Origin of the sequence: Flavobacterium sp. (assembly GCF_044369455.1) — a bacterium.
Classification (GTDB): Bacteria; Bacteroidota; Bacteroidia; order Flavobacteriales; family Flavobacteriaceae; genus Flavobacterium.
On record NZ_JBIPLW010000016.1, the window covers coordinates 1 to 14,263 of the forward strand.

The 14,263-nt window shown below is 34.9% G+C and carries 9 protein-coding genes; all 9 read right to left on the minus strand.

The genetic code is table 11. The annotated features are described in order from the left end of the window. The coding region (locus ACIQ2L_RS12325; RefSeq protein WP_396159235.1) for a beta strand repeat-containing protein at nt 1-5,370 on the minus strand (5,370 nt) is incomplete at its 3' end. Between the two features lie 152 nt (nt 5,371-5,522). Continuing rightward, on the minus strand, nt 5,523-6,692 hold the full coding sequence (locus tag ACIQ2L_RS12330; protein WP_396159237.1) for a proline dehydrogenase family protein: 1,170 nt from the start codon (nt 6,690-6,692) through the stop codon (nt 5,523-5,525). A gap of 58 nt (nt 6,693-6,750) precedes the next feature. Continuing rightward, nucleotides 6,751-8,178: an SDR family oxidoreductase gene (locus tag ACIQ2L_RS12335; protein WP_396159239.1), complete on the minus strand. Its 1,428-nt coding sequence runs from the start codon at nt 8,176-8,178 to the stop codon at nt 6,751-6,753. A gap of 21 nt (nt 8,179-8,199) precedes the next feature. Beyond that, complete coding sequence (locus tag ACIQ2L_RS12340; protein WP_396159241.1) at nt 8,200-9,492, minus strand: DASH family cryptochrome; 1,293 nt, start codon at nt 9,490-9,492, stop codon at nt 8,200-8,202. Between the two features lie 90 nt (nt 9,493-9,582). Then, nucleotides 9,583-11,118, minus strand: coding sequence for a cryptochrome/photolyase family protein (locus ACIQ2L_RS12345; RefSeq protein ID WP_396159243.1), 1,536 nt, complete (start codon nt 11,116-11,118; stop codon nt 9,583-9,585). A gap of 64 nt (nt 11,119-11,182) precedes the next feature. Then, entirely contained in the window at nt 11,183-11,326 is a 144-nt protein-coding gene (locus tag ACIQ2L_RS12350) for a DUF2256 domain-containing protein (protein WP_396159245.1), read from the minus strand. Then, nucleotides 11,313-12,047 (minus strand): YqjF family protein, encoded by a 735-nt coding sequence (locus ACIQ2L_RS12355; protein WP_396159247.1) that lies wholly within the window; start codon nt 12,045-12,047, stop codon nt 11,313-11,315. The genes ACIQ2L_RS12350 and ACIQ2L_RS12355 overlap by 14 nt, the downstream gene beginning before the upstream one ends. 2 nt (nt 12,048-12,049) lie before the next feature. After that, nucleotides 12,050-13,600 (minus strand): deoxyribodipyrimidine photo-lyase/cryptochrome family protein, encoded by a 1,551-nt coding sequence (locus ACIQ2L_RS12360; protein WP_396159249.1) that lies wholly within the window; start codon nt 13,598-13,600, stop codon nt 12,050-12,052. Beyond that, nucleotides 13,597-14,241, minus strand: coding sequence for a flavin reductase family protein (locus ACIQ2L_RS12365; protein WP_396159251.1), 645 nt, complete (start codon nt 14,239-14,241; stop codon nt 13,597-13,599). Before ACIQ2L_RS12365 ends, ACIQ2L_RS12360 begins: the two co-directional genes overlap by 4 nt. Nucleotides 14,242-14,263: the final 22 nt, after the last annotated feature.

Sequence of the window (14,263 nt, forward strand, 5' to 3'; positions counted from 1 at the left end):
ACTGCCCAATATATCATTAACTCTCGAATTTAAATTAAAATTCTCAAAACCAATATTTCCAGCGGATTGATTAAAATCACATAATTTATAATCTGCTGGTGCTGTCGCTTCGGGGGTTGGGTTAACATTTAATTGGAGTTGGACTACTTCATAACAACTTGTAATAATAGATTCGACTCTTACATAAATAATTTGTGTCCAAAGGTTAATATTAGGATAAGCAGTAGTATTTGAAATAGCATTTTCATCAACGTTAGCATCTGTAATGGTTTTGTGGAAAGTTACTGTATATAAAGTACCTCCTGTAATAGAATTTATAGTTTGCGTTAAATCAAATGTCCCAAATCCGTCATTGTTTGGGTCGCAATAATTCAATGGTTGTGGCGTGTTAACAAATACATCGTTGATAAAAGGGTTGATAGTAAAATTTATTGGATTAGAAAAACAATTAGCATTGGTTTCATTCACAACGATGTTATGATTACCGGGGGCTATATTCAAAAATAGTGGACTTATTTGAAAAGGACCACCATCGATAGCATATTGATAATTATTGCCAATAGGACTGGTAACCGTTACAGAATTGGATGAACACAATTGAACGATGGAAATCACAGGGGTTAATTGAGGTGCTATTGTAATTGGTAATGTAATAGAATTTGCACATTCACCAACATCAGGGATAAATGTGTGAATTGTTGTACCTGAAACGCTTGTGTCAATAGTAGATGGTGACCAAGATCCAGTTATACCGTTTAATGAAGTTGTTGCTAAAATAGGTGGTGTTGATCCAAAACAAAGAGCGGGTATTGAGTTGAATGTTGGCGTAACTAAAGGGTTCATTGTCCACTGAAAAGAAAAAGTGGTTGCGCACTGTCCGGCGTTTGGTGTAAAAGTATAAGTAGTTGTTCCGGGTACAATTAAAATTTGATCCGGAAACCAAGTACCGACAATATTATTATTAGATGTGGTGATTAACATCACAGTAGGAAGAAAATCAGGAATACAGGTGGTAATAGTGGTATAATTAAAGGTTGGTGAAACTTCGTTATTCACAGTTATAGTTCCATTGGCAGTGGCTGGTAGTCCTGAACCTCCTGTTGTAGTAATTGTATAATTAAACGTACCCGATTGAGTTGATGTACCACTTATTGTAAAAACACCTGAGTTATAAAATCCTGTAACTCCTGATGGTAATCCTGAGACAGTTGCTCCTGTTGCACCAACAACATTATAGGTAATATTATTTATTGCAGTGTTAATACAAACGGTTTGAGAAATAGTTGTTGGAGGAGAGGTCAGTGTAAGTGATATATTGCAATTATTTACTGTTATCGATCCTACTGTAGCTTGTACAGTACCACAATTGGCAGGAACTGATAGATTATAGTTAAATATACCCACTATTGTTGGTGTTCCATTAATTGTGACTATACCATTATTAACAGAAGCGTTTACTCCATTGGGCAGACCGGATACTATTGGTGTAGCATTATTGTAACTATATGTTATAGTAGTAATAGGATTGTTACTACAAACTATTTGATTATCGGTATTAATTGCAGATGTCAAGGTTATAGTACTATTACTACTATTGCAACAACTACCAGCCAATTGAGAAACTTGAAAGGTATCTGAGCCCAACCAACAACAATATTGAACCTTTAACGAATAGAGTACCCCTCCTAAATTGGTTGCAAAATAATCATAGATTTCGTCTATTGTATTACAACCTCCCGCAGCTGTAGTACAACTATAGGCGCAATTTAAAATGTTCCCATTAGCCAAAACAGGTTGGGTTAAAATAGTAGTGTTCCCAATTGGTATTCCATTTACAGTTGTTGTTGCTATAGGAAACCCACAATTATTATTGTTTGCAGAAGAATTAGTACCAGCATATATAAGCTGAGTAACATTCCCAGCAAAAGGGCCAGTTATATTTATTCTGACTGGTTCATAAGACGTTACTCCAATTTTAATATTTGGTATATTTTGATCTATTTCAATGTTTAAAATGCCTCCATCATAATTTGAAAAAATCAAAAGATTACCATTTGGGGAACAAGAATAATTTGCATTTACTGTAATGGTTGAGGTGGTAGTGGTAGCACATTGCCCCGGATCAGGTGTAAATGTATAGAGGATAGTGGTGGTATTATTTAAAGCTGGACTCCAAGTGCCAGTAATACCGTTAATCGAAGTTGTAGGTAATGGGGATAAAGACTGACCAACATTAATTGGGGAAATTGGATTAAATGTTGGTGTAATCACATCAGGAACTGGATTTATTGTACTTTGGATAGGTGCAGAAATACATCCTGAAGTCAAATCTTTAACGGTAACATTATAGTTTCCAGGTGTTAAGTTAGAAAAAATTGGACTTGATTGATACGTAATAGCATCAATACTATATTCTAAATTTCCTCCCAAAGGTGATGTAATTGCAATAGAACCTGTTGTGACTACACAAGTGGGTTGCGTAATTGTAACTGCTGGTGAAGGCGGTGGGGTAATAGTAACATTTACAGAAGTCGAACTTGAACATCCAGAAACTGAATCAAAAACAGTAACTGTATATGTTCCAGACTGGTTTGCAGTACCTGGATTTGGGGTATTTAATGCTAAACCAGGTCCATTCCATGTAATCGTAACTCCTAAGTTTGTCGAATTTCCAATTAGTTTAACCGTACAATCCGCTTGATTAAATGTGGAACCTGAAACATTTGGTGCAGATGGTGCTGGATTAACAACTAAAGCAATTGAGTTTGAAATACAACCAGAAATTATATCTTTAACGGTAACATTATAAGTTCCAGAAGCCAAACTAGTAAAAGTTGGACTCGACTGATAACTACTACCGTTAACACTATATTCATATATTACAAATTGATAGGTTCCAATATTCGTATACTCTTGAGGGTCTAACGCTAACCAATCTGCTGGATTCCCAATCAAACTTGGATGTGGAGCATTTGCCAATCTTCTGTAGGTATAACCATCTAAATTACCTGGTGTAAAATCTACTCCATCTGTTCTTCCCCATAAATCAATTTCTACATCGGTACTTGTGGTCAAACGAACATTATCATTGGTATTAAAACCTGAACATAAATTTACTACCAAATCTGGCACTACTCCACCTTGATTCGTAGCACTACCAATGGAAACAACATAAACATCATTATTAGCAAGAGTTCCAACCAATGGAAAATCACAATTCAAAGACGGACCGGGGTTTCCGTTATTATATATTTTTAACTTATAATTTGCCAAATTTTTAGACACACCAGTTCCGTTATAAATTTCAATATAGGATAATGCTCCAGTACTTTCATCGGTTACTTCAGAAATAAACAAATCGGAAGGAACCGAAATAGGTGTTGTATTTAATGGGCTCGTAAACACTATTGTTCCTGTTGAAATTGTACATGTTGGTTGCTGCGTTACACTTACAACAGGATTCGGAAGCGAACAAGGTAACAACGAAAGGCAAGTTTGAGTTGATTGCGTAAAACAACCTGTTCCCACTGGGGTGACAAAAATTTGAACAGAATCACCAGGGCTTAAGGAATTTACTATTTGAGTTGAAGAAAGTAAAGTCCCAAGATTAACTATAGGACCTCCATTAATACTATAGGATCTTGTATAAGAAGTTGCTCCTGCAACTGCAGGCCAATTAAAGGTTACTGAATTAGCTGTAGGAATACCACATGAGATTATAGGAGATAGTGATGGAGTAACTGTAACTGTTACAGAATTTGATAAATTACAAGTTAATGCCCCTGTAAATGATATATCATCTAAAGCAAAATCGTTTCCAGAAGTTGTAGTTGTTCTGTCATACATACAAATTTGTGCTATAGTACTTACACCAGAATTCCAAGTATAGGTTCTTTGCACCCAACTACAAGATGTTGTTGGAGCAAATGCAGAACCAATTGAAACACCATTGATAAGAACATCTATATTGGCAGGATTAGGAGTAGCTACTGTCTGAATAAAATAACTAAACGTATAATTCTGCCCAGGAACTACGGTAACTGTTTGACACCATACTCTGTCATTTCCCCCATTTAAGGTAGAACCATCAACAACCATCATGTTTCCTGAGCCTCCATTTGCCGTACAAGGAGAAAATCCGCCAAACCAACTATTCGAATTAGTGACAATACCATAGGTTCGTTGCGCACCAGCTGGAACCGTTACTGTTAAGAATTGATAATCTGTAGTAAATCCGGTATTTCCTGATGAAAAATTACCATTAGTAATTAATTGAGTTGAAGTCGAAGTTGAAGTAGATGATGCTGTATAGGTTGTAGGTTGAGTCGGACTAACAGTGGGTGAAGCACTGTTAGGAGCTACAAGAGTTGGATCAGCTGGAGATGCTGTCCAAGTATAGGGATTTGCACTCCCACTTACCGATAAAATTGTTGGGCTACCAGCACAAATAGATGTTGGTGAAGCACTTACATTTAAATTGACTGGTTGAGTGATAATAATATTTGATTGTGAAACAACTGATGGAGGACTATTGCTATCGGAGACAGAAACAGCATAAGTTCCTGGAGCTAACCCAGAAAAAATTCCCGTTGAATTGGTTTGAGAGGCAGTACCAGATAATGAATAATTTACATAAGGTTGCACTCCATTAACTCCTGAAACTACTATAGTACCATTGTTAGCATTGGGACAGGTAACATTTGAAAAAGAAACTGATAATGATAAAGGTAAGGGTGCAGCGGTAACCGATAAATCATCAATGGCAAAATCATTACCATCAAAACCTGTATTGTTATTAAACAATTTAATGTTTACACAAGAAAAATTGGGTCTAAATGTGTAAACCACTTGTTGCCATCCGTTTGCGGTTGGTGGAGCTATTAAGCTACCCGAGATAAGAGTGACTGAATTTGCATTTGGCATATCAACCCTAATATCAGCTGGTGTTGGTGTACCCGATACAGGTCCATAAATAGATCTAATCCAATAGCTAAATGTGTAAACTGAACCAACTGTTAATCCGCATACACCTCCTCCGCCATTGCCCGCTTCCCAAAAATTTTGTTGACCACCTGTAGTATTTCCATCTACAGCCATCATAATCCCAGTTCCTGTAGTATGATCTCCAACAGAAACAAAGGATGCCGTATTTATAAGTTGTGGATTAGTAACTAAAGCCCAATTCCCTGAATTAGTGTTGCCCGAAAAAGGCGGAGTAAGTCTTACATAACCAGCCCCATTTGAAAAGAAACCAATTACTGTACCTGTTTCAAAATTTCCATTATTCAGTAAATTTTGTGAAAACCCTTTAAAACAGAATAATGATAGTACAACTAATAATAATTTAAATAAAAAGTGATTTAACTTCATCTTAAAATATCTTTTGAGTAGGACTTCGAATTTATCTTTGGGATTTGTTTAAAAAACAAAAAACAAAGATATTGTTTTTATATCAGTAGTGTATTTTTTTAAAGGAAATTGACCTATAAAAAAACTCAACAAAAGATGTTTTTTTTATCTATTTACTGATTTTTTCTTCTACTTCGTTCTGTCTTCAATAAATTTAGTTCTCTACTGGTTTGACCAGCTACCGAAGTATTTTCTTCGGCTCTTCGGATAAGGTAAGGCATCACATCGCGAACTGGCCCAAAAGGTAAATACTTGGCTACATTATAACCATGGGCAGCCAAATTATAACTGATATTATCACTCATACCGTATAATTGTCCAAACCAAATCCTGTTATCATTTTTAGCAATACCTTTATCCTTCATCAACTCGATAACTTTGTATGAACTTAATTCATTGTGGGTTCCTACAAAAATAGACATCGAATCTAAATTATCCATCATATACGCCATCGTTGTATCATAGTTACTATCGGTAGCTTCTTTACTTTCACAGATTGGGGTTGGATATCCTTTTTCTTCCGCACGCTTGTTCTCTTTTTCCATATAAGCACCACGAACCAATTTCATCCCAATAAAAAATCCTTCTTCTTTGGCCTGATGCTGTAATTGTTTCAAATAGTCCAATCTGTCCCAGCGGTATAATTGCAAGGTATTAAAAACAATAGCTTTTTCTTTATTATACTTGCGCATCATATCGGTAACCAAATCATCGGCTGCGTCTTGCATCCAACTTTCTTCTCCATCAATCAATAATGCTACATCCTTTTCAAAAGCCGTTTTACAAATTAAATCAAAACGAGAAACCACTCTATTCCATTCTTTTTGTTCTTCTAGGGTTAATGGTTGTTTCTCACCTATTTTTTCATAAAGATAAAATCGACCTAAACCCGTTGGTTTAAAAACGGCAAACGGAATAGCATTTCGTTCTTTCGCAAACTCTACAGTTTTTATGGTCATTTCTAAAGCGGCATCAAACTGATCTTCTTCTTCCTTTCCCTCCACAGAATAATCTAAAACGGAAGAAACGCCTTTAGTAAACATTTTATCTACAACTGATAAACAATCTTCTTCGGTGGTACCACCACAAAAATGGTCAAAAACTGTAGCTCTAATCAAACCTTCAACGGGTAAATGTGCCTTCAAAGCAAAGTTGGTAACCGCAGTACCAATTCGCACTAATGGCTCATTATCAATCATTTTGAATAAAAAATAAGCCCGGTCTAATTCGGTATCTGTTTTTAGTGCAAAAGCAACTTGAGTGTTGTTGAAAATAGTATCCATAATGTTATTTAGCGAGGCAAATATAAAAAGACTTTTAGGAATAGACTATTTAAAAAAACTAGTTTTGCGTAGCAATTTTATTTATCATTCCGTTAAAAATGAAAAAGTGAAACGGTATCATACTATACCAATACAATCGTCCAAAAATTCCAATCGGTCGGAATGTCGCAATTTGATGTAGCACATTGTTTTCATCTATTCTAAATTCGAGCCAAGCTTCGCCTGGAACTCGCATTTCTGCAAAAAGTAATAACCTTTTACCCTCTTTATCAGCTAATAAAACCCGCCAAAAATCGAGTGCGTCACCATTATCTAGATGAGTTGGACTTGTCCTTCCTCTACGCAACCCTACACCTCCAAAGAGCTTATCGATAAATCCTCTTAACTGCCACATCCAATTGCCATAGTACCAACCTTTATCACCACCAATAGTCCAAATATTATCTAAAACTTGTTCTGAATTTAGAATTTTTATTGATTTACTGTCTTTCAAACAACCAAAATTAGGTACTTGTACATATTGGGATAAATCTTTTTTGAATCGGCTACTTGTCAAACTATCTTTCCAGCTAGAGATTACTAAATTTTGTTCTATCTTTTGGAAAGCTAATTTTATGGCATCTACATATGAAATAGGTTTTACATCGAGCATTTCTTGCAATCTTTTATCTTTACAAACCACTTCAACTTTCATACTATCGACCAAGTTTATTGCTAATTTGTAGGACGTTGAAGTTACAAAATAAAGCCAATAAGACGATAATTTTGGGGTCATTACAGGAATTGTAAAAATAGCCAATTTTATACCTCTTGTTTTGGCATACAATTGCATCATTTGTTTGTAGGTTATGATGTTTGGACCACCAATATCAAAGGATTGATTAAAACAATCAATTCTGTTTTGAACACCTATTAAATATGTAATTACATCTCGAATTGCTATAGGTTGTGTTTTAGTCAATACCCATTTTGGGGTAATCATAATGGGCAATTTTTCGCATAAATCTCTAATTATTTCAAAAGAAGAACTACCCGAACCTACAATTATTCCCGCTTTTAAAACGGTTACACTTGGTTTACCTTCCATTAGTATTTTTTCAACACTATTTCTAGACATCATGTGTTTGGATAATTTTGGGTCGTTAACAATACCACTCAGATAAATAACTTGTTTCACATTCATGCAGGAAGAATACAAGTTAAAATTATGAGCTGATTTTGCCTCCATCTTGTCAAAAAAATCTACTGAACTTGACATGGAGTGAATCAAGTAATAAGCTATATCAATATCTATTGGGCAATCAATTGGATTAAATTCATCCAAAAAATCAACTTCCCAAATTGAAATCAATGACAGGGTTTCAGTATCAAGACCGAATCTTGTTTTATCGCGAACGGCACAAACAACCTCGTGACCTTGGTTTAATAATTCGGGTAAAAGTCTTCTGCCTACATAACCATTCGCTCCTGTTAATAGAATTTTCATGATTGTCTTTTTAGGTTATTTCTATTCTTTTAACCATAATTTTCTATAGGATTTGTCCCTATCATAATCCTGAGCTTGTTTATCAATATTAAAATAACGATTGCCTCTTGGATCATTTCCAACACCTGCAAGATACGCCCAATTTCCCCAATTGCTCGACACATCATAATCAATTAATTGTTGTTCGAAATAGGCAGCACCATAGCGCCAATCGAGTTTTAAATCGTTGCACAAATAACTGGCCACATTTTGTCTTCCTCTATTGCTCATAAATCCAGTTAATTTTAATTCAAGCATATTGGCATCAACAAAATCAACGCCTGTTGTTCCATCAATCCAACTTTCTAATAGTTGGATATTGTGCTTATTGACACTAATCCCTTTATCCTGAATACCACTTTGTTGAAAAAACTTATTGGAATATTTTTTCATCATAAATCTAAAATAATCCCTCCACAACAATTCAAAAACCAACCAATAGGTTGACTCGTTTGCGCCAAATTGTGTTTCGTACTTTTTCAATTCAAAATAAATTTCCCTTGGAGATAAACATCCCAAAGCTAGCCATGCGGAGAATTTTGATGAATAATCCGCACCAATCAATCCGTTGCGGGTTTCTTTGTATTGGGAAATGGCTTTTGTTTCTGAAAAATAATGATTCATTCTTTTTAATGCGGCACTTTCGCCACCCACAAAATTAATAGCGGCTCTTTTGTCAATTTTTGAAAATGATAATCCGAGTTCTTCTAGCGTTGGAAATTGCGCAGCAGGAAATTCCGGTGAGGAAATGCTTTTAGGTTTTTCAAAAACGGTTCTGATTTTAGCGTCTTTCTCCACTTTTTTTCTGAAATTACTAAACACATCCGGAATGTCTTTGATAGAAAAAGGCAAGTCTTGAGCGTGATATAGTGTACTTGTGCTATACGTTATCATTTCACATTGTTGTTTCCAAAGTTCAATTTGCACTAACTGTTCGGTTTGTTTTTCTTCAAAAGTAACTTCGCGTTTTGCATATAGTTTATTTACTTTATAAAGAGACACTACTTTTGGAATTTCAATTTCTGGTTTGCCTTTTAGCACCATCAATCCCGAACCTAATGCTCGTAGATTTTTATCTAAATCGGCAACAGCTTCTAGTAAAAATTGGGCTCTAAAACTTCCTGTTTTTTTAAAACCATATTCCGTCTCTTCAAACTGTTTTTCATCAAAGCAATATACTGGAATAATTTCATCACTTTTGGCTATAGCTGTCACTAAGGTTTCATTGTCGTGCAAACGTAAATCCGTTTTAAACCAAACTATCGCTTTTTTCATATGTAGATAATATTTGTTTTTTTAAGGTCATATGGAATCGCTCAATCTTCATTGGTGTTTGCTTACGCAAACTTCTTGTTAATGGCGATTTCATAAATCATTTATATTTTTTAAATAATAATCGGCTTGTTCTAAAAGCGCAACTTTTGCTTCGGGTTGCATTTTACGCCACACATTGTACATCATACCAATTCTTGGATTTTTGGACAATTTATCTTCATTTTTATCATAAAAATTCCAATACAAACTATTGAAAGGACAAGCTTTCACTCCAGTTTTAAGAGATTTATCATAAAAACAACTTCCACAATAATGGCTCATTTTGTCAATGTAAGTTGCCGAACTCACATACGGTTTTGTTCCTACAATGCCCCCATCGGCAAACTGACTCATGCCGCGTGTATTGGTAATTTCTACCCATTGAATAGCATCAATATAAATTCCGAGATACCACTCATCAACTTCATCGGGATGAACTCCAGCCAACAACGCAAAATTTCCCGTAATCATTAACCGTTGGATGTGATGAGCATAGGCATAATCTAAAGACTGCGAGATGGCATCTTTCAAGCAATTCATTTTGGTTTTTCCTGTCCAAAACCAAGCAGGTAATTTTTCTTGATTGTTGAAAAAATTCATAGTTTCATACTCGGGCATCTTCAGCCAATAAATGCCGCGCATGTATTCGCGCCAACCAATAATCTGTCGGACAAATCCTTCTAGTTGATGGTATTCGATTTCCTCTTTTCTATTTTCCCATTCCTTGATCGCTCTGTTAATTACTTCTTGGGGAGAAATCATTTTAATATTCATTGAAAATGAAACTCGCGCATGATATAACGACCATTCGTTTGGTGTCATCGCATCCTGATAACTTCCAAATAAGGGTAAACATTCAGTAACAAAAAATTCCAATAAAGCTAAGGACTGTTTTCTATTTATCGGCCAAACAAAATGGGTAGCATTAATAGTTCCGATAGTTTTAACATCGGTTAACTTTAGTTCAAAAACGATTTGAGTAACGTCATTATCAAAAACCAATGGCGACGTTGGTTTGTGATTTTTGGGTAGTTTTTTTCGGTTTTCGCCATCATAATTCCACTGACCTGTTAAAGGCTTGTCGCCTTCCATTAAAACGTGATGTTTTTTTCTGAGGGCACGATAAAAGCTTTCTAACAAAAATGTTTTCTTTCCTTCAAAAAAAGAACCTAATTCTTCTCGAGTGGTATAAAAATGTTCTGTATCAAAAACCTGAAATGGAATTGATAGTTGAGAACAATACTTTTTGAGTAAAACATCTAATCGATATTCATCTGGCAATTGATATTCGAATTTAGAAAAAGAATTTTCAGCTAGAATTGTGTTTATGTTTTTTTCAAATGACTGCTGGTTGTTTTTATCGTTAAGGTGAAAATAAATTACGTTATGTCCCTGTGCTTTTAACTCCGCTGCAAAAGAATGCATCGACGCAAAAAATCCAACCACTTTTTGAATGTGATGCGTTGCATAATCGGTTTCGGTTCTGATTTCCATCAAAATATAAGTTACTGAATCATCAACGGATTTATACCAAGAATGATTGCTATTGAGTTGGTCACCAAGAATTAATCTAAGAGTTTTTAGCATTTATATTTTATTTGCCATTGATTCACAGATTTTTTCGATTAATTATAAATCTGTGAATCTGTGGCTATTTAGTTTTATTCATTCTACATTTATCACTGCAATATTTTACCTCATCCCAAACTTTCTCCCATTTCTTTCGCCATGAGAAAGGTCGGTTACACACAATACACATTTTCCTGGGTAAGTTTTGTTTCTTAACTCCTTTCATAATCTAGTTTTAGTTTAGTTCTTTCCCAATCTATAGCTACCGAGGAACCTTCTGCAATAAAAACTGCTGCTGGTTTTCTATGGTTCAAACACGAAAAAGTTTCGCCATACATGGCTTCAAAATCACAGGAGATTTGATAATTAGTTACGTGATGAATTTTCCAACTCGGGTGATGCAAACGGTATTCTTCTGTCTTATTTTCATTTATTTTGGTGTATCCATAATAGTGTTCGTAGATAAATTTTTCAAGAGAATTTTGTTGCATTTGTTGGGCTCGAATTTCATTTTCAACATAAATACTATTCCACTTTTGGTTGACCCTCCATTCAAAGGTTACTTTTTGGTTTTTCTCCTTTTTGATAATAGTGTGCTTTGTTGGAACTACAGTGTAATGTTCTTTATATAAGAAATTAGCCATCCATGCAACAATCTTGTATGGAATGGTTTCATTGATAAAAACAACCCCTCGTTTTGTTTGGTTTTCTTCTTTTCTAATTACGTAAAATCGCAAATTGATTTCTTCAAAAGTACCTAATTTTGGAATTGGAATAGAAAATAATTTGGTATTTTTAAACATAAAACCTACCAAACTTATGTATGTTTTTCCATTATAAAAGTCTAGTTCCAGTCCTTTTGGAAGAAAGGGCAACAACACTTTTGGGTCAATTTCATAATTAACCATAATGATGTTTTCCCAGTTTGCTTTTAAAAAAATGGCCATTACTAATCGCTCTTTTTTAAATTTTTATTGGGATTAGATTCCGGAGCAAGATCGGAATGAGTGATTTGCACAATTTTACTTTGTAAAATTGGCGCTCTACTCACGTGCTTTTTTAAAATTCGTTTTCCTTCCTCTTTCACTTCTTTACTTTTTCGGAAACCCCAAATACTATCGCTTGCATACTTTCTTGTGGCATCAATATCTACAATAGGATGAGGATAGTCTTTTCCGATTTCGCAACCATATAATTGCTGGTCAATTAATCCTAGTTTCCATGGCTCATGTATTAAATGTGGTGGAATATTGGCCAACTCGGGTACCCATTTTTTGATAAATATTCCATCGGTATCGTGTTCTTCAGAATTTTTAATCGGATTGTAAATTCTAATCGTATTGATCCCCGTTACTCCCGATTGCATTTGGAGTTGTGGATAGTGAATTCCAGGTTCGTAGTCTAGAAATTGTCGGGCTAAAAAATGTAATTCGCGCCAATCTTGCCATAGATTAAAAACAAAAAAGGAAACTACCATAGCACGCATTCTAAAATTGATGTAACCTGTTGTGACTAAACACCGCATACACGCATCAACAATAGGAACGCCCGTTTTTCCTTCCTGCCACGCGTTGATATAGCGTTCATTTTTTGGTTTTACAATACTGTCAAAAGCGGCATTTATATTATGAAATTCCATGCGACATTCATCCTCAAATTTTTGAATAAAATGACAATGCCAATGCAATCGTGAAACAAAATTTAAAACAGCTCTTTTGTTTGAAGCTTGTTCGTAATGCTGATTGGTATATTGATAAATCATTCGCATACTGATGTTTCCGTAAGACAAATAAGGAGACAATCGGCTACACCCTTTTCTACTCAAATTGGGTTTTGAAATATGTTTGCTGTAATTCACATAACGCTCTTTCACAAAACTGTCTAAATACCGCCAAGCAAAATTTTCGCCTCCTTGCTGGAAGTTGTTATTTCGTATAGTAATTTCATTCGATAAGTTTTCTCCTTTTAATGTATTGTAATCATTTTCATTTAGAGTTTCTATTTTTAATGACTTTATTTCAATCATTTTAGGTGCAGCGCGCATTACATTTTCCCAACGCTTGTCCCAATCTTTTCTTGATTTCAATTTTCGGATGACACCATGCATTTGAGATTGTTTCCATTGAATACTTTTTTCATCAAAAAAACATTGCATCGCAATATCCCTATCATAAGTGACTTTATTACCAATTTCTTGATGTGAAAAAACAGTTTTAACATCATATATTTTGAGTAATTCTTCAAAAACGAATGGAACTTCGTTATGAAAAAAATATAATTTAGCTGAAATGGCGGCTAACTTTGATTGCATTTCTTGAATGGACTCATAAATAAAACGCCAATGTCGCACATCGGCATCATCATAATTCATGACAGAGGGTTCAAAAAAGTAAAGCAGTAAAAATGGAATATCTTCTTGTTGTGCCAAATAAAGGGGCTCATGATCAGTAAAACGTAAATCACGTTTGAGCCAAACAATATTTGCAGCTTTTTTTTTCAATTTTGAAGTAATGAAGTTAGGGGTTTATCGGGTTTTGCAAAACTCAATCGGTCCAACTGAATGGTTTTATGATAACTATCCAAACCGGAACAAGTGAGGGTATTGGCTTTTTCTAAATCGATAAAACCATCGTCATACATACAATTTTCAGGTACATAAATCTGAACAATTTCACCGATAATTAGGGTAGTATTGTTGATAGAAATTTCCAATTTTTCTTTAAATTCAATTCCCAATTGCACCTTACTTTCTGCTACAAAAGGCGCAAAAAAATCATTTTTATATTCGGCATTCAAGCCCGTTACATCAAATTCAGAAATATCTTTTTCATAGCGCGCCGAGGTTTGATGCGCTTGTTCATAAATCTTCTCATTGATGTGATTAATGGTGTAAAAACCTGTTTCAATTATGTTTCGCAAAGTATCTCGTTCTGGCGGACTTGGACGAAAAATTAACCCAACCAAAGGTGGATTTGCTCCAACATGAAAAAACGAGCTAAAAATGGCCAAATTGGGGTTTCCATTTTGATCAGCAGTTCCAACAAGAGACACACTTTTAAATCCACCTAAGCTATTAATAAGATGCACGCGGAATTGTTTTTCCATGGCATTTAGTGCTTTTGAAGTGATGAATTTCTGCATATTTTCTGGTTGGTTTTGGAAA

Bases quoted from the DNA above. Each gene is read 5' to 3' on its own strand.
- ACIQ2L_RS12330 (WP_396159237.1), bottom strand. From the start codon at position 6,692: ATGGATACTATTTTCAACAACACTCAAGTTGCTTTTGCACTAAAAACA.
- ACIQ2L_RS12335 (WP_396159239.1), bottom strand. From the start codon at position 8,178: ATGAAAATTCTATTAACAGGAGCGAATGGTTATGTAGGCAGAAGACTT.
- ACIQ2L_RS12340 (WP_396159241.1), bottom strand. From the start codon at position 9,492: ATGAAAAAAGCGATAGTTTGGTTTAAAACGGATTTACGTTTGCACGAC.
- ACIQ2L_RS12345 (WP_396159243.1), bottom strand. From the start codon at position 11,118: ATGCTAAAAACTCTTAGATTAATTCTTGGTGACCAACTCAATAGCAAT.
- ACIQ2L_RS12350 (WP_396159245.1), bottom strand. From the start codon at position 11,326: ATGAAAGGAGTTAAGAAACAAAACTTACCCAGGAAAATGTGTATTGTG.
- ACIQ2L_RS12355 (WP_396159247.1), bottom strand. From the start codon at position 12,047: ATGGCCATTTTTTTAAAAGCAAACTGGGAAAACATCATTATGGTTAAT.
- ACIQ2L_RS12365 (WP_396159251.1), bottom strand. From the start codon at position 14,241: ATGCAGAAATTCATCACTTCAAAAGCACTAAATGCCATGGAAAAACAA.